The 15,814-nt window shown below is 49.4% G+C and carries 16 protein-coding genes; 2 read left to right on the top strand and 14 right to left on the bottom strand.

Annotated elements, in window-relative coordinates; all coding sequences use genetic code 11:
* Window positions 1-342: 342 nt before the first annotated feature.
* Together KJS63_RS20595 and KJS63_RS20600 are read right to left on the bottom strand one after the other, a co-directional pair.
* A complete protein-coding gene (locus tag KJS63_RS20595; protein WP_213620840.1) occupies window positions 343-1,755 on the bottom strand; it encodes an NAD-dependent malic enzyme in 1,413 nt (470 codons plus the stop codon).
* A gap of 160 nt (window positions 1,756-1,915) precedes the next feature.
* Complete coding sequence (locus KJS63_RS20600; RefSeq protein ID WP_213620841.1) at window positions 1,916-2,509, bottom strand: TetR/AcrR family transcriptional regulator; 594 nt, start codon at window positions 2,507-2,509, stop codon at window positions 1,916-1,918.
* A 248-nt stretch (window positions 2,510-2,757) separates the two neighbouring features.
* On the opposite strand from KJS63_RS20600, the gene KJS63_RS20605 reads away from it, so the two are divergent.
* Window positions 2,758-3,840, top strand: coding sequence for an alpha/beta hydrolase (locus tag KJS63_RS20605; RefSeq protein WP_244862707.1), 1,083 nt, complete (start codon window positions 2,758-2,760; stop codon window positions 3,838-3,840).
* 35 nt (window positions 3,841-3,875) lie between these two features.
* On the opposite strand, the gene KJS63_RS20610 is transcribed toward KJS63_RS20605, so the two are convergent.
* From KJS63_RS20610 to ku, 6 genes are all read right to left on the bottom strand, one after another.
* On the bottom strand, window positions 3,876-4,964 hold the full coding sequence (locus KJS63_RS20610) for a DNA alkylation repair protein (protein WP_213620842.1): 1,089 nt from the start codon (window positions 4,962-4,964) through the stop codon (window positions 3,876-3,878).
* Window positions 4,965-5,185: 221 nt separating this feature from the next.
* Entirely contained in the window at window positions 5,186-5,905 is a 720-nt protein-coding gene (locus KJS63_RS20615; protein ID WP_213620843.1) for a class I SAM-dependent methyltransferase, read from the bottom strand.
* A 38-nt stretch (window positions 5,906-5,943) separates the two neighbouring features.
* Entirely contained in the window at window positions 5,944-6,171 is a 228-nt protein-coding gene (locus KJS63_RS20620; RefSeq protein ID WP_068618714.1) for a DUF2188 domain-containing protein, read from the bottom strand.
* A 51-nt stretch (window positions 6,172-6,222) separates the two neighbouring features.
* On the bottom strand, window positions 6,223-7,113 hold the full coding sequence (ligD, locus tag KJS63_RS20625; protein ID WP_213620844.1) for a non-homologous end-joining DNA ligase: 891 nt from the start codon (window positions 7,111-7,113) through the stop codon (window positions 6,223-6,225).
* Window positions 7,110-8,021 carry an ATP-dependent DNA ligase gene (locus tag KJS63_RS20630; protein WP_244862708.1) on the bottom strand — a complete coding sequence of 304 codons (912 nt, stop codon included), beginning with the start codon at window positions 8,019-8,021 and terminating at the stop codon, window positions 7,110-7,112. The genes ligD and KJS63_RS20630 overlap by 4 nt, the downstream gene beginning before the upstream one ends.
* A 3-nt stretch (window positions 8,022-8,024) precedes the next feature.
* Window positions 8,025-8,954, bottom strand: a complete 930-nt coding sequence (ku, locus tag KJS63_RS20635; protein WP_213620949.1) for a non-homologous end joining protein Ku — start codon at window positions 8,952-8,954, stop codon at window positions 8,025-8,027.
* 372 nt (window positions 8,955-9,326) lie between these two features.
* Between ku and trhO the strand changes: the two genes are divergently transcribed.
* Window positions 9,327-10,214, top strand: a complete 888-nt coding sequence (gene trhO, locus KJS63_RS20640; protein WP_213620845.1) for an oxygen-dependent tRNA uridine(34) hydroxylase TrhO — start codon at window positions 9,327-9,329, stop codon at window positions 10,212-10,214.
* A 60-nt stretch (window positions 10,215-10,274) separates the two neighbouring features.
* On the opposite strand, the gene KJS63_RS20645 is transcribed toward trhO, so the two are convergent.
* From KJS63_RS20645 to dagF, 6 genes are all read right to left on the bottom strand, one after another.
* Window positions 10,275-11,312 carry a DUF4179 domain-containing protein gene (locus tag KJS63_RS20645; RefSeq protein ID WP_213620846.1) on the bottom strand — a complete coding sequence of 346 codons (1,038 nt, stop codon included), beginning with the start codon at window positions 11,310-11,312 and terminating at the stop codon, window positions 10,275-10,277.
* A 92-nt stretch (window positions 11,313-11,404) separates the two neighbouring features.
* Window positions 11,405-12,616, bottom strand: coding sequence for a DUF4179 domain-containing protein (locus tag KJS63_RS20650; RefSeq protein ID WP_213620847.1), 1,212 nt, complete (start codon window positions 12,614-12,616; stop codon window positions 11,405-11,407).
* Window positions 12,613-13,146 (bottom strand): sigma-70 family RNA polymerase sigma factor, encoded by a 534-nt coding sequence (locus KJS63_RS20655; protein WP_068618724.1) that lies wholly within the window; start codon window positions 13,144-13,146, stop codon window positions 12,613-12,615. The genes KJS63_RS20650 and KJS63_RS20655 overlap by 4 nt, the downstream gene beginning before the upstream one ends.
* Before the next feature lie 180 nt (window positions 13,147-13,326).
* Window positions 13,327-14,040 (bottom strand): GntR family transcriptional regulator, encoded by a 714-nt coding sequence (locus tag KJS63_RS20660; protein WP_213620848.1) that lies wholly within the window; start codon window positions 14,038-14,040, stop codon window positions 13,327-13,329.
* Between the two features lie 9 nt (window positions 14,041-14,049).
* Complete coding sequence (locus tag KJS63_RS20665) at window positions 14,050-15,066, bottom strand: sugar kinase (protein WP_213620849.1); 1,017 nt, start codon at window positions 15,064-15,066, stop codon at window positions 14,050-14,052.
* The gene (dagF, locus tag KJS63_RS20670; protein WP_213620850.1) at window positions 15,059-15,814 is read right to left on the bottom strand and encodes a 2-dehydro-3-deoxy-phosphogluconate aldolase; all 756 of its coding nucleotides are present in this window, start codon (window positions 15,812-15,814) and stop codon (window positions 15,059-15,061) included. Before dagF ends, KJS63_RS20665 begins: the two co-directional genes overlap by 8 nt.

Raw genomic sequence — 15,814 nt, forward strand, 5'->3', positions numbered from 1 at the left:
TTTGTTATTAACAACATAATAATACATTCATTTGATATTATCAAGTTGTTAATATCAATATTCAGAACTCTTTTCATCCCAGCCTCCTCTGCCAATTAACCTGCCACCTAACCTATAAGAGCGAAATGTGCATATGGCCGACCAGCCATCCAAGCATGCCCCGAACCACGCATCGTGCGCACAGGAAGCAGTGCACACGCTTAAAAAGCCCGCTAGAATTAGCGGGCTTGCACACGTTTCTTGGGAGCCTCAACACTTGCGCTTGCGCTTGCATTTACATTTGCACTTGCACTTAAACTTAAACTTGCACTCTATGAATCTGGCTAATCTATCTTAGCGTCATTACTTCTGGGGTCTCATGTCCGGCGGTGTCCGTCTGGCCACACCTGTCCTAATGGCAGCCTCGATTACCGCACGCCGGACACTCATGGCTACCTTCTCGTTAAAAATACTTGGAATGATGTACTGTTCATTCAACTCGGAATCAGATACCACATCAGCAATTGCGTGGGCGGCCGCAAGCTTGATTTGCTCATTGATGACCTTAGCCCGGCAGTCAAGCGCCCCCCGGAACACTCCCGGAAATACGAGCACATTGTTGATCTGGTTCGGGTAATCACTTCTTCCGGTTGCGAATACGCTGACAAGCGGGAGTGCTTTCTCAGGCTCAATCTCCGGCTGGGGGTTCGCCATGGCGAACACAATCCGTCCAGGTGCCATCTTCTCCACATCGGCCGCATCCAACACATTCCCCCGGGATACACCGATGAACACATCAGCACCAACAATCGCATCTTTAAGAATGCCCGGCTTATCCTCAACCTGCGGCTGCTCGGAGAGCCACTGCCACATCGGGTGTGGATACTTTCCGCCACGCACAATGATGCCATCCTTGTCCACCGGAATCAGTGTCTTTACACCTGATGCGAGCAGCATCTTGCAGATGGACACACCCGCCGCGCCGATTCCGTTCACGACTACCCGGATATCCTCCATTCTTTTGCCGGTCACCTTCAGCGCGTTGATAAGTCCGGCAATAACAACAATCGCTGTCCCATGCTGGTCATCATGGAACACCGGGATATCCAGTTCCTCTGCGAGTCGGGCCTCTATCTCGAAGCAGCGCGGGGAACTGATATCCTCCAGATTAATGCCTCCGAAGATGGGACTGATCGCTTTAATGACTTGGATAATCTCTTCCGTATCCTTTGTGTCCAGACAGATCGGGAAGGCATCAACATCAGCAAGCTGCTTGAACAGCATTGCCTTTCCTTCCATAACCGGCGCAGCGGCATGGGGGCCGATGTCCCCGAGACCAAGCACCGCCGTACCGTCTGAGACTACGGCCACAGTATTCCTTTTGATCGTAAGAGAGTAAGCCTTGTCCACGTTTTCATGTATTGCCATTGACACCCGGGCCACGCCAGGAGTATACACCCTGCTGAGATCGTCCCGGTTGCGGATCGGCATGCTTGGCTGAATCGAGATTTTACCACCCAAGTGAGCCAGAAAAGTTCTGTCGGATACGTTCACAATGGTAATGCCCTGCAAGTTCCGCAGGGAATCCACAATCTGCTTCTCCTTCTCATCAGCGGCTTGTACCGTTATATCACGTACAGAGATGTCAGATCCCGGACGAATCACGTCAATGGATATGATGTCACCACCGGAATCGCTTACCGCAGATGCCACGTCGCCGAAATTCACCAGCTTATGGTCCAGCTCAAGTCGAAGAATAATACTGTTAAAAGCCATGGCTTTTCAGACCCCTTCCATTACCTTCAAATGAAAACGCTTCATCCATATGATATCCTCTCTTCTCTCATCTCACAAGGACAAGACGTGGAAATCCTTCCAAGGGCGCAAAAAAAAATTCAGCTGGCCTTACCTCCCAGTCAGGTGTAATTCCCCTTATTTACCGGCCGCACAGCATACGCAGATGTTCATCAATCATATGCTCGATCCGTTCACTGGATAATCTTCCGGGCTGCATGATCTGATGCAGCGCCAACCCATCGATCAGCGCATACAGCTTCTCCGTCTCAATCTCAGGATCAAGATCCGGTCTAGCAAGCTTGTGCTGCCTAAGCGTCTCGATAACAATTGAGGAGGCCTTGTACAACCCATCATGCATTTCTTGACTGAGCAGCCTGAGTTCAGGATGGATCAAGGCCTTTGCGTTAAAAGACAACCATACCTCCATTTCCGTCTTTCTCTCTTCATCGACTGGAATGAATTGAAGAATCAGATTCCTTACTTCCAGCAGAACCGGACCGCTGAATGACATCATCTCAACCCTTCTCTCAATCCGTTCACGAAACAGGGTCATACAAAATGCAAAAAGCTCCGCCTGAGTTGAAAAATAATGACGCATAGAACCGACCGATAACCCGGCTTCCACTGCGACATTTCTAACTGTTGCCTGCTCAAGCCCGGATCTGCGGATAACCCGGATTGCGGCTTCAGCTACAAGCTGTCTTTGTTTATCATGATCTACGATTTTTGGCATGTCTTTATTATATCGTTTTGATTTATTTAATACAATGTGCTATATTGATTTTCGTAATACATTGTACTAAAAAAAGGAGGGAGAAATTGACCTGTTTTACAGACATATACCGGTGGATAAATCAGGGTCCCGACGGCCCCGTAGATCAAGGTGGCTCAAAATTGTATTGGGAGCACTCGCTATTCTACTTCTGCTTCAATGTGTCTTATTACATTTCATCTTAAAGCGAATTAACAAAGGAGACGAACATGACTACACCTAACGAACAAAACACAAAAATAATTATGAAGCCCCGGAAACCACGCAAGAGCAGATGGATCAAAATTGTACTGGGCGTTCTCGCTTTTATGCTCATTCTTGTCGGGGCAGGTTTTGGCTATGAGTGGTATGCCTCCAAGAAGGCTGAAGCGGATTATCCACCTCCAGGAAAGCTCGTGGATGTGGGAGGCTTCCGGCTGCACATTCTTAAGAAGGGGACTGGATCGCCGACGATTCTCCTGGAAGCCGCTTCAGGAGAAACCAGCCAGTCCTGGAGAAAGATTCCGGATGAGATCGCCAAATTTGCCACAGTTGTCAGCTATGACCGGGGCGGATTTGGCTGGAGTGACAAAGCTGTGACTGCTCGAACAGGGCCAAATATTGCGCAAGAGTTTCATACCGCGCTTAAGCGTGAAGGCATCCAGGGACCTTACATTATTGTGGGACATTCTCTGGGGGGAATGTACGCCCGATTGTTCGCACAAGAATACCAACAAGAAATGGCTGGTCTTGTGCTTGTCGACGCAAAACCCGTGGGTGATGACCTGAAGACGGCTCCTATCTTAGAACAGGAGCACTTTCAGAAACCTACGCCATCTTCGGGCATCTCCAAGCTGCTGAAGCAATCGGGAGCGATGAGGTTGTTTAAGGACATACTACTTGAAGGGCTTGTAAGAAAAGAAGACCGTGATGTGTTTGTGAACGTTATTGCACAGCCTAAATATTTTGATGCTGTAGATGAGGAAGCCAAGAACATCCCAATAACCGAGGAGCGGCTGAAAAATCAGCATCTGGGCAAGCTTCCGGTGCGGGTCATCACGCGAGGACAAATTCCGCCTGAAGTCAAACAGATGGGACTATCCCCGGATGCCGGACGTAAAATCGAAGAGATTTGGCAGGCTGGTCAAAGAGACCTGCTGAAAATATCCGAAGACAGCAAGATGATTGTGGCCAAGAACAGCGGTCATTACATTATTCACGATGAACCCGGCGTGGTAGTAGATGTTATAGGACAGCTGGTCAAGGAGCTCTCCCAGAAGCCATTGTCCACCTCTTCCACAGCTCACAGATAGCTCTAAGGAGAATTGTACACCTATCGGCCACGAACCTATGGATTGCCGTCCATTAAGTCAAACGGGACCAAAGCTGCCTCCCGTCCATTAATGATAACGGACAGCTTATGCTGCCCGGCGTAATAGACCCTTGTAGTAATCGGCTTGAAGGAATGTTTCTTTGATACGCTGGAGGTACCGGGCGGATACATCTTCTCAGACAGCTTAAACCGCTTCGATGACAGACTTCCATTCTTCTTCACAAAACCAATCTCATACTCAATACGGAGCTTCCGGGCATCGTTGGATAAATTCTGAATATGGAATGAGAATATCAGATCCTCCCCTACCTTGAGCTGTGGGGTGGAAGTTACTAACTGGCGAACATCAATACCTTCGGCATTTCCCAGCCCAAACAAACCCAGCGCATCCGGGTTCCCTTGCTTAAGTAGCGAGCGGCAGGCGTGTCTGACGATCCAATCGGTATGTGGGTGATGACCATACCACCTTTTGGAAATATCAAGCACCAGCTCCGGGTGATCTTTAGATATATCATTCAGATTGTTAGCCACGCTCTTGCGGACATATTCTGAAGAATCCTGCTTCAGATTGTCCAGGATAGGAAGAATCGGACCAGGGTCCGCTTTGAACATCTGCAGGCTAACGCCCCAGGGCAGTCTTGGCCTGCACCCTTCGCTGGCCAGCCTTCTCAAGTGTTCATTCTGATGAGTGGACCAGGCCAGCATTTGGGCCATCATCCGATCGGGATCTTTCAATATAAAAGGCCTTACCGCAAATTCCGCACTTGCGCAAACGGTGAACATTTCAAGGGCCTTGATTGAATTCTCATAATAGCTAAGTCCATTCAGCTCTACGAAGTCGGCGAGGAACAAATATTCGAATCCTCTGCATCCCGGGGCGATACGCATCAAGATTCCAAGCGCCTCCTCATATGTGGGAGGCAGGGTCTGCGTCAGGACATCAGCGACATGGCGGATTCGCATCTTGAGCTCGCGATCAGGCCAAGCCTGATCATAGATCAGCTCAAAGAAGCGGTTTTTATCAAAAGGAGGATATTCCCGCTTAACCACCTTGACAAATTGTTCAAAAAAAGATCTTGAATATACCTCTTTCAAAGCTTCCATAAGCCGCCTCCATGCGATCGTTTGTTCTCATGATATCTGATTCCACCAGAGATGTCCATTCCCGATTGGGTTAATATTCCAGGCTGGATATCAGTTCTTCTTGACATACCAAACAGGTCATGCCGGGCTCACTGCCCTGCCTGACCTGTTTCTTTTTACCTGCTTAATAACTGTTGCTGCCTTTAACCGTGACACCAGTCCTTCCCAATTCCTTAACAGCGCTATTTCATTCTCTGAACAGCAAAGGTGATCGATTGTGCCCGAAATTCGGTCGGAGTCTCATATTTGTCTTCCTGGATGGATTGCAGCACAGCTTTCTCCTCAAGCACATTCCAGCCGTCCTTGTAGGCCATCTTCAGCAGTTCCACGGCCCGCTTAGAGGATAGATTAAGTTCAATAAGTGTATCCAGCTCCCGGCCCGTCTTCTGATCAATTTCTTGAACATTTGTATTCATGGCGATACAGTGAATGCCCCCAGGCCTTGTTCCGCGTTTCATCCGGTCAAGCACCTGTACAAAGGCTTCTTCCGAAGACACATGTTCTAGGCAGCCGCAGGCCACGATATAATCATACTGCCCGGTGCCGTAATCTATGTTTTCCGCGTCTCCCACTCTGGCTTCCACGATACGGCTGACACCGTAGTCCTCGGCATTCTCCTTCAGCTTGCTCACAGCTTCCTCCAATAAATCTACCCCAACGACCTTACTGTCCGTATCTTTAAGCCGCAGGGCAAGCGGAATCGTGTTTCGCCCTGCCCCGCTGCCCAAATCGAGTACGGAGACCACATTTTTATGCTGGCGAAGACGGTCAAGAAGCTCCATAACCAAAGGAATGGGCTGCGACATCCAAGTCCCTGGCTCCAGAATCTCATTCTCCTGATAAAGCTTGCTGTGATAAGTCTCTTCCGCACGCCGGGCTTCCTCAAAATTGGCTTGATCCATCTTCTCACCCCCTAAATTGTATTCTCACCCGCTTCTTCCTATCCTCGCGGTGGAAAAGGATCGTTCCCATAACTGTTCGACTCTGAAATCCTGCCATCCCGGTTATGAATTTTGTGTTCGGTTTTTTCCTTCTTAGCTTCCTCCCGGCCCCTCTTCTCGGCCTGTTCCTTTGTGCGGTGGTGACTGATCTTCTCACCATCCTGCTGGTTATCCCACCCCCCGTCAGGGTTCGGTGTCGTATGAATGAATTTGTTGATCTCAGACATGGTTTCACACTCCTTAGTTGTATTCAGCATTGTAATCGATTACCATAAGCCTCATTTTATGTTGACAAAAGCGAGCACGTCATCCAGCGACTGTTCAGCAACGGTGGAGATCAGATCCCCATACTGCTCCAGCCGCCGCTCAATCGTGAGCAAGTTAAATGCTTTGGGATCAACGCCGCGCCGGACCTCCTCCCAAAGCAGAGGTGTGGATACCGCAGCGTGCTCACGCCCTCTTGGTGTGTACGGGGCAGCCAGGCTTTTACCCGGTGCATGCTGAACATAGTCAATGTAAATTTTATCGTCCCGCTCCCGGATCATTCTCTCTACGGTGAACAGATCGGGATACTTCTCGGTCAGGAACCTGGCCAGAAATTCCCCAAGCATGCGCAGCTGCCCGAAGTTGTACCCGCGGCGGATCGGAATCACAATCTGAATGCCTGTAGCTCCACTGGTCTTAGGAACGGATTGAATGCCCATCGATTCCAGTGCCTCACCAATCAGACTAACGGCCTCCATCAGCCTGCCAACGAGCTGCTCACTCGGATCAATATCCAGCACCCATTCCGCAGGCTCATCTCCTCCGATATAATCAAATGACGGATGAAATTCCAGAGCGGCCAGATTCCCGAGCCATAACAGGGTTGGCAGGGAATTGAGATTTATATAATCCACTCCGTCTTGTGTGGCGGTGGAGACGAATTCAGGAAGCGGCTTGGGCGCATTCTTCTGATAGAAGAACTGCCCCCCCACCCCATTCGGATAACGGATGGTGGTCAAATACCGGTTCTTGCAGTACGGCAGCAGGTAAGGAGCCAGAGCAATCAGCTTCTGCAGGTACATCGCTTTATGTATGCCGAGCTCCGGCCACAGCATTTTCCCGGGATGAGACACCTTGAGTTCATAACCTCCCACCTCAATTACACCAGTATCTTCCCCGTTCATAAAGGAATCCCTCCCAGATCAATGACTTTAGGATGGCGAAGAAGCCCCAGCTCCGTGATCTCCCTTCCGGTTACCCGCCCTTCAAGCGGCTCATCCAGCCAGTGAATCTCCGCATTCCTAAGCCCCTCCGGCAGCACCGGGAAATAAGCCTCCACTCCGGCTCCGGCGGGAAGCTCCCTGAGCCTGAGCTTCACCCGCTCATTCAGCCCGGAGGAGACGCGTCCGAAATAGCGTCCCTGCTTTTGCATGACCAGACTGGAGATTCGTCCCTCTTTCCAGATGATGCCTACAATGGCCACGTCAAAATGCAGGATGGTCTTCCGCTTGAACCAGTCCTTGTGCTCCTTCCCTTCCTTGTACCTACTGGAACACCGCTTGGCGACGATCCCTTCCCAGCCATGCTGGGTCACCCAGCTCCAGAGCCCGTCCCCGTCTTCAAATTGTTCCGCCAAATGAAGCGGAGGCTTCCAGCCATCGGCAAGCAGCTCAAGCTGCCGCCTACGCTCTGTATAGGTCAGCTTTCGGAGGTCCTCATCTCCGATACGAAGCAGGTCGAACAAGATGTACTGGACCGGATGCCTTGCGACCGAGCGGCGGATCAGCGATGCGTCCGTTAATTTGTCCCGCTGCTGCATCAGCTGAAAGCTTGGCTGGCCGGTATGGCCATCCAGAATAACAGCCTCCCCATCTATCAGAAAAGTGCCCGGCAGCTTCGATAAGACTTCAACCAGATCCGGATAATTCCGGTTCTTGGGCAGCATTTTTTTGGAATACAGCTCCACCTTTCCGTTATCTACCCAGGCGAGAATCCGGAAGCCGTCCCACTTAAGCTGGTATATCCACTCCCCGCCGGAAGGCAGCTGTTCGGTCAGAATCGGGGACATGGGCGTAAAAGGATGCATATGCATCGGTTAAGACCCTGTCTTTCTCCGGCGGGGTTTGGCCGCTGCCTTGGAGGATGTGGCCTTGGTCTTTTTGGAAGAGGTGCGGGAAGAAGCTTTGGCCTTGCTTGTCCGCTTGGCCGCTGGCTTAGCCGCTTCTGTACCTGAAGCTTCCTTCTTGCTCCCGGCAGCGTCCTGGCTCTGTTTCAAGCTTGCTTTCAGCGCCTCCATCAGATCGATAACATTGGTCTTCTTCTCTTCAGGAGCAAGCTTCACTTCCTTGCCTTCCACCTTGTCTTCTATCGCATCCATCAGCCGCTCTCTATACTCATCCTCGTATTTCTCAGGCTCAAAAGGTGCGGCAAGCTGCTCGATGAGCATCTTGGCCATTTCCAGCTCGCGCTCGTCCACTTCTGCCTCCCCGGGCAGGTTCGGAATCTGCTCCTTGGGGCGGATTTCCTCCGCATAATACATGGTGGACATAGACAGCACACCATCGATAATCCGGACCGCCGCCAGACTGCTCTTGGAACGAAGACTGATATTGGCAATGCCGATCTTCTTCGTATCGGTCAACGCCTGAACCAGCAGATTATAGGCATGTGTCCCGCTCTCCTCTGGCGCAAGATAATAAGTTTTCTGGAAATAGATCGGATCTATTTCCTCCAGGTCCACAAAATCCAGAATCCTAATCTCACGCGAAGTTTCGGAGGCCAGCTTCTCCAGCTCTTTCTTGTCAAAAGTCACATAATGTCCCGGCTCATATTCATACCCCTTCACAATCTCGTTCCAACTGACATTCTCCTCACACTTCGGACAGGTCCGGTGGTACTGGATCGGTACGTTGAACTCCTTATGAAGCATCTTCATCGGGATATCATTGTCATGAGTAGCCGTGAACATCTTCACAGGGACGTTCACCAGTCCAAAGCTGACGGCACCCTTCCATACGGTCTGCATATTATCCCCCATTTCTGTAGGCTTCCTGTTCGGATATGGTTACTTCGTATATAACCTCAACCTTCATCTGCTCAATCAGGTAATCTCAGCTAATCTGCCGTATTTCTTGGCCGGAATGAAGTTATAAATGAAGCAAACACAAACAGGGTTAGATTGTGGAAGACGGCACATTGGATTGTAGATAACGGAGAATTATAAGTAGGGGTCAGCATCGGGACATTTGTTGCCTATGCAGATATTGCAAATTGACGAATTAGGAGATTAGGTATAAAATTTACTTTTGGTTTTATTTTAAGCTCAGTCCAATTGCTGCGCAGGACTATTGCAGTCACGCGGTTTGAATTTAAATACATTTAGCAAGGGTGATTTTATATGTCCAGTCCATATCAGATTCTGCTGTTCTATAAATTCGTTCATATCGATGATCCTGAAGCCTTTACGGCTGAACATCTGCAGTACTGCAAGGAGCTTGGGATCAAAGGCCGTATTCTGATTGCCGCAGAAGGTATCAACGGTACATTGTCCGGCACTGTGGAGCAGACCGAGCAGTATATGCGCGATCTGCGGGCCAACCCGCTGTTTGAGGATATCGTGTTCAAGATCGATCCGTCTGAAGGCCACGCCTTCAAGAAGCTGTTCGTCCGTCATAAGCAGGAGCTGGTTACCTTCCGGGTTAACGACCGGGAGCTTGACCCGAACAAGCTTAGCGGCAAGCGGCTCTCTCCCAAGGAATGGCACGACCACCTGGAGCGTGAGGATGTCATCGTACTGGACGGCCGGACCGATTACGAGTATGATATCGGCCATTTCCGCGGCGCAATCCGTCCTGAGGTCGAATCCTTCCGTGAATTCCCGGAATGGATCAAGGACAATCTCAGCGAACATAAGGACAAGACAATCCTGACTTACTGTACTGGCGGTATCCGCTGTGAGAAGTTATCCGGTTATTTGCTGTCAGAGGGCTTTAAGGATGTTGCCCAGTTAGAGGGCGGCATTGTAACCTACGGCAAGGACCCTGAAGTTCAAGGACGCCTGTTCGATGGCAAATGTTATGTGTTCGATGAGCGGATCTCCGTGCCTATCAACCGGACGGACGAGGATATCGTAGTAGGCAAGTGCTTCCACTGCGGGACAGCTAATGACCACTATGTCAACTGCCCGGTCTGCAATCTTCAGCACATCAGCTGCCCGGATTGTGAAGAGAAGCATGAGCATTACTGCTCCGATGAATGCCGTGAGAAGGCAGAAATGGTTGTTTAAGCAGCACACAAATAGAACCGCCTCCCGCATTGATTGCGAGGGGCGGTTCTTTGAATGAGTTTATTTATTGGGTACAGCGAGTACAAACTCTGCCTTGGGAATGTACACCTTCTTGCCGTTTCTCTCGGAATAAGGCTTTACAGTTATAGACTTCGGTCTTTCTTTTAAAGGCTCATATGTTCCGGAGAACCAATACATATCTCCTCTCCCGTCCCCTCTTGCCCCCTTAGGTTTCAGCACAATTCCCTTATCATTTGCAAGTTCGAACTGGATATTGGCAAATCCATCAATTTTGTATTCATCCGGAAGTTTTTCCGCAATATCTTTGACTCCCTCACCCGAGTTACCCTTCATTTCCATATCCAGGCGGACACTGATCGGCGACAGTTCTAGCTTCAATATTTTGAGAACATTATCTCCAAGAATCTTTGTCTCCTCCGGCTGGAACAGAATATTTTGTTTTCCTGCTTTTTTAACAGGAATCTTAATCACGTAATCATGCTTTTTCTTTGCATCATGAATTTTCACTCCTAGTTCAAATTGATCGGGAATTTGTAGAATCTCCGTAGTTTCCATATCTTTGAGAATGACAGAATTCAAGGTGCTTATCAGCAACGAGTTAGAGGCCCCGCCTTTTTCCAGCCAAGACCAACCCCCTCCGGTATTCACAGGCTTGTCATTGATAAGAAAAGAAATATGATTTGCGGGGTCTCCAATTTTCTTTGAGCCATCCAACCATTGTTGGAAAGACTGCTTTGTGCCGTCCGCCGCTTTTCTTGTTAATACAAAGGACACCCGATTTCCGTCGTAGATAAAATCTGAGACCGTAAAAGTAACTTTGTCATGAGTTACACTCTTATTCACATTAGAAGACAGGCCAAGTTCTTTGGCCGCCCTCAAACCTGCGTCTTCAGACAGGCTAAATCCACTTTTCGCAGGTGATGAGGTTTTGGCTTTAACAGCTTTTACAGAAGGCGCTGCCTGTGCCGGATATTCCGGAAGAAGCGGCATGATCAGAGCTCCAGCAATAGCCGCAGAGGTACATATTTTCATAAATTTTCTGTTGCTCGCATTTCCATTAAGATTCATAGGTTTCATGTTTCCATTCTTCCTTTCCTTCTCCATTAACCCCGATTCAAAACCCCAATTCCAAACCGGGTATGTGATGTGTTATTTACTAAGTAACGCCATTATTTGCTTGGTACAGGAAGCACATACTCCAGCTCCGGAATATATACTTTCTTTCCGTTTCTTGCAGTATAAGGCTTCACTGTAATAGACTTTGGTGTTTCTTTTAGAGGTTCATAGGTTCCGGTGAACCAATACTTATCGCCTCTTCCGTTCCCCTCTGCCGCAAGAGACTTTAACAGGGTTCCTTCATCATCTACCAGGTCATACTGGATATTGATAAATCCATCAATTTTGTACTTGTCCGAAAGCTTCTCGGCAATCTTTTTGATATCTTCCCCTGACTTCCCTTCCATTTCAGCATCCAGACGAACGGTAGCTGTCGTCATTTCTAGCTTCAGGATTTTAAAGGTGCTATTTCCTAATGTCTTTGTCTCCGTAGGCTGGATCAGAATGTTGTTCTGTCCCGCCTTCTTTACTGGAATCCTAAAGCTGTACCAGTAATCCTGCTTGGCATCATAAACCCGGACTCCGAGATCAAATTGATCGGGGATCTGCTGAACTTCAGTAGTACTATCTTTTAAGAGAACCGCATCCATTGTGTTAATGATAATGGAATTAAATTCATCGTTCTGGGCTTTGGACGTTCCCATACTCGTATTGACCCGTTCGCCATTTACGGTAAATTCAATTTGGTTGATCCCCTCTCCCTTCTTCCAGTTCTTATTGCCCAGCCAGTCAGACAGGGATAAGCTGTTCCCATCGGCGGTATGCCTGGTCAGCACCATCGACAGACGGTTTCCGTCATATAGTAGATCTGAAATGGTTAACGTTGCCCCGCCATGTTCAAGGCTGAGATTCACATTGGTCGATAACCCTTGCTTACTTGCCGCCTTAAGCCCCTCATCTCCTGAAGTGCTGAATATACCTCCCACCAGAGGGATTTGCCGCAAAGCCTCCGCCATGACCGGAGAGACAAAGCCAGATCCGATAATAAGCACACCTGCCGCTGCCGCTGCGGAGATGGAGATAACTAATGTTCTCAATCCGCGCTTCCCAAGGCTCGGTCTTGTTGTGATCTGATCTAATTCCCCTAACTTCATATGCTGAGATTGGTCATTCTCTGATCCCAACCTCATTGACCCCTGATCCACTTCATTCAAATGTGCATAAAGATAATCCATACGCTGACGAATCATTTCTGGCAAATGCTCTGCCTCCTCCTTTTTCAATTTCCCCAGCTCCTGGTTCAAATTTTGCTGTCCGCCGGTCATATGTTAACCCTCCTTTCCGCAGAATCGACAAGCCACTCAGCTAATGTGTGCCTCGCCCGGTGAAGACGCGTCTTGACCGCCGCCTCTGTCATATCCATGAGCTCTGCCACCTGGCGCAGCGGCAGGTCCCGGAAGTAATGAAGAATCACAATCGTACGGGACACTTCTTCAAGGCGGTATACCGCATCACGCAAATCCATTCTTTCCGCATTAACGGAAGTGTTATGATAAGAGCCCTCCTCCTTGTGCAAGCTCAAGACTTTGGAGCGCCCCCGGAGAATCAGGTTGCATTCATTAATCAGGATGCGGAATAACCATGTTTTGAAAAAAGCCGGATTCTCGAGATTAATCAAGGATCGGTAGGCTTTAAGCACCGTTTCTTGCATCGCATCGGCACAATCTTCATCCTTCTTCACAATCGAGCGAGCCACATTATACATTTGGACCTCATATTGCTTGATCAGATTAATGAAGGAGGCCTGGCTTCCTGCCTGCGCCCTTCTTACTTCAGATTCTTGGTCTGTGTTCAAGCTGCGCAATCCCCTCTCTTTACTAACTTCTTCCTAAATTCTGCTAATTAGATGGCCCATTCCGGGAAAAGGTTACATTAAAAAAAGAAAACAGTCAGGCTGATGATCCTGACTGTTCACGGTTTGGGACTATTCTGCTACACATGGATGAAAGCATCCGGATGAAAACTTCATTATAGATTAGGCATCATAATTGACCAGATAATGCTGAAGCTCTGTGTTATAATGACCGATGCTGTACTCCATGAGCACTCCGCTTGAATCATAGGAATGTCTGATCCGCTTCAGCAGTATCTTGCCTTGGGGAATCAGCAGCAGCTCTCCCAGCTCCTCCGTTGCCTCGGCAACGGTAAAGCTGTCTCTAAACTTCTCCAGCTCAATATGGTGCTCTTCAATGAGCTCATAGAGTGACTGATGGTCCAGATCGCCCAGGTCCTCATCGGAAAACACCGATCTAAGATAATGCGTGTAGTGAACATACGGATGGCCGTCAAGAATATACAGACGGTTCACTTGCAAGCACATATCCCCGAACATTCCGTAAAGTTCAGAATTGTCCTCCGTACGAATGACCTTAAGGCTCAGCAGCTTCTTCTGAATCTTATGCCCTTCTTCCACCAGGACTTCAGTGAAGCGCTTGCCCTTTGACAGCTTGGAGAAGGAGGTGTTGCGGATAACCTTGGTTCCGATTCCGCTGCGCTTCTCCACATAACCTTCCTGGGCCAGCTCCTTCACCGCATTACGCACTGTCATTTTACTTACAGCAAATTCCTGCTCCAGCTGCGGTTCGGAGGGGATCAATGAACCCAGCGGATAAATCCCATGCAGAATACGATCCTTAATAGCTTTCTTGACCTGCAAATACAAGGGTCCTCTATTCCGATTGATGGACATTTCAGGTCCCTACCTTTCTACATCAAGCACAATCTCTGTCATTGTCTGCAGAATGTCAGCTTCAGTTGAAGTTGGCGTATCTCCAGCCACGGTATGAGCCAGCATTGCGGCTCTTGCTGCGAATTCTACGGTATGCTTAGCAGGGAGGCCCTGTGCCTCCCCATGTATGATCCCACTGGCGAACGCATCCCCAGCTCCAATCCGGTCGTAGACTGAGAACGTGAGCAGACGTGAGAACTCAAACTGCTCTTCCGAGTAAATATACCCTAACAACGAGTGTGTGTTGTCCGAATTGACAACTCGGTGCGTGCCTGCAATGGTACGGATACCGTACTGCTGCGCGACCAGCGGAATCAAATGCTGGAGCTGGGCCATCCGATCTGTCTCCTCAGTCTCCATGCCGAGGATGAGTATGGCATCTTTCTCGTTCATCATCACGATATCCGCCATCCCCAGCATATCCTCGTAGTGCGGGCGGGCGGCTGTGTAACCTTTATCCCCCCAAAGTGAAGGCCGATAATTACAGTCAAAAACCACCGTGCGTCCAGCGGCCTTCATCTCCGATGCGAATGCCTTCATCTGACTGCGGACAGCATCGTTCATAGCCAGGGTAATCCCGCAGAAGTGGGCCATGTCCATGTTCCCGGCAATTTCTTTAAAGTTATAATTGTCCGCTGCAGCCGTATTGAAGCTGCTGGCCAGCCGGTCCGTATAAGTCACCCGGCCCGGTCTTGCCCCAAAGCCGTTCTCCAAAAAATACATGCCCACATACTTGCCGTTCCTGCTGATGTAATCGGTCGAAATTCCAAGCTTCCGCAAATAAGCGAGGGCCGCTTCTCCCACCGGATTGGAAGGGAGCGTTGACACAAGGTAACCCTTGTGCCCGAACTTGGACAAGGCCGATACAATGTTGACCCCTGTCCCGGAGAATGTGATGTTCAGGGTGTGTGCCTGGACCAATGACTCATACCCCGGCACTTGAAGCCGCATCATGACCTCGCCGAAGGCCGAGATCCGTTTAGCCATGACGGTCAACCAGCTTTTTCAACGTTTCATGCAGAATTTTAACATCATTCACATTCGTATTTCCGGTTGCCTTGTCAATAATGGAAGAGTACACATGCGGAATGACCTGCTGAACTCCAGCTTCAAGAGCAATTTCCACAATCCGCTCGAAATTGTCCATATCAATACCGCCCGTCGGCTCCAAGGCAAAACCTTCGGCCGCACAAGCTTCTGCTACCGCACGATATTCATCTTCCAGCTTAAGGCCCTGCATCGGGAAATATTTCAGCGCATTTCCGCCCATATCCTTAATCAATGCGATCGCCGCCCGGACGGGTACAATGGCATGATCCACATTCGCTGCGCTGATAGGCCCGGTGGAGATGTTCACATAGCCCGGCCGGCCGCTTGGAGAGACAAGCGCATTAATCCAGCTGTCACGGCCTTCCAAATTGGCGCGCGTAGCACCAACCGCCGTGAATACCTGATTAATGTGCGCTCCTTCATAACTCTTAGCAATCTCAGCTACAACCGCTGCTTGGCGGTTGTCTCCAGCGCCAAGTCCAATCGAGACCGCATCATCAATTGCCGCTCCATAGTCGCGCATCGCCTTAACCGCTTCCTGGGCATTTGGGTAGTCCTTGGACAGGACTCCAACAACCACATGACCTTCCGCAGCCTCGAATACTTCCTTCGCATTCTCAATACTTCCAGCCAGCACGTTCAGGGCCGCACGATTTTTGTACATACGTTTCTCGATATTGGACAT

The organism is Paenibacillus sp. J22TS3, assembly GCF_018403205.1.
GTDB lineage: Bacteria > Bacillota > Bacilli > Paenibacillales > Paenibacillaceae > Fontibacillus > Fontibacillus tuaregi.

Excerpts from the sequence above, each read along its gene's own strand:
- KJS63_RS20595 (WP_213620840.1), bottom strand. The coding sequence starts at position 1,755 with ATGGCTTTTAACAGTATTATTCTTCGACTTGAGCTGGACCATAAGCTG.
- KJS63_RS20600 (WP_213620841.1), bottom strand. The coding sequence starts at position 2,509 with ATGCCAAAAATCGTAGATCATGATAAACAAAGACAGCTTGTAGCTGAA.
- KJS63_RS20605 (WP_244862707.1), top strand. The coding sequence starts at position 2,758 with ATGACTACACCTAACGAACAAAACACAAAAATAATTATGAAGCCCCGG.
- KJS63_RS20610 (WP_213620842.1), bottom strand. The coding sequence starts at position 4,964 with ATGGAAGCTTTGAAAGAGGTATATTCAAGATCTTTTTTTGAACAATTT.
- KJS63_RS20615 (WP_213620843.1), bottom strand. The coding sequence starts at position 5,905 with ATGGATCAAGCCAATTTTGAGGAAGCCCGGCGTGCGGAAGAGACTTAT.
- KJS63_RS20620 (WP_068618714.1), bottom strand. The coding sequence starts at position 6,171 with ATGTCTGAGATCAACAAATTCATTCATACGACACCGAACCCTGACGGG.
- ligD (WP_213620844.1), bottom strand. The coding sequence starts at position 7,113 with ATGAACGGGGAAGATACTGGTGTAATTGAGGTGGGAGGTTATGAACTC.
- KJS63_RS20630 (WP_244862708.1), bottom strand. The coding sequence starts at position 8,021 with ATGCATATGCATCCTTTTACGCCCATGTCCCCGATTCTGACCGAACAG.
- ku (WP_213620949.1), bottom strand. The coding sequence starts at position 8,954 with ATGCAGACCGTATGGAAGGGTGCCGTCAGCTTTGGACTGGTGAACGTC.
- trhO (WP_213620845.1), top strand. The coding sequence starts at position 9,327 with ATGTCCAGTCCATATCAGATTCTGCTGTTCTATAAATTCGTTCATATC.
- KJS63_RS20645 (WP_213620846.1), bottom strand. The coding sequence starts at position 11,312 with ATGAAACCTATGAATCTTAATGGAAATGCGAGCAACAGAAAATTTATG.
- KJS63_RS20650 (WP_213620847.1), bottom strand. The coding sequence starts at position 12,616 with ATGACCGGCGGACAGCAAAATTTGAACCAGGAGCTGGGGAAATTGAAA.
- KJS63_RS20660 (WP_213620848.1), bottom strand. The coding sequence starts at position 14,040 with ATGTCCATCAATCGGAATAGAGGACCCTTGTATTTGCAGGTCAAGAAA.
- KJS63_RS20665 (WP_213620849.1), bottom strand. The coding sequence starts at position 15,066 with ATGGCTAAACGGATCTCGGCCTTCGGCGAGGTCATGATGCGGCTTCAA.
- dagF (WP_213620850.1), bottom strand. The coding sequence starts at position 15,814 with ATGTCCAATATCGAGAAACGTATGTACAAAAATCGTGCGGCCCTGAAC.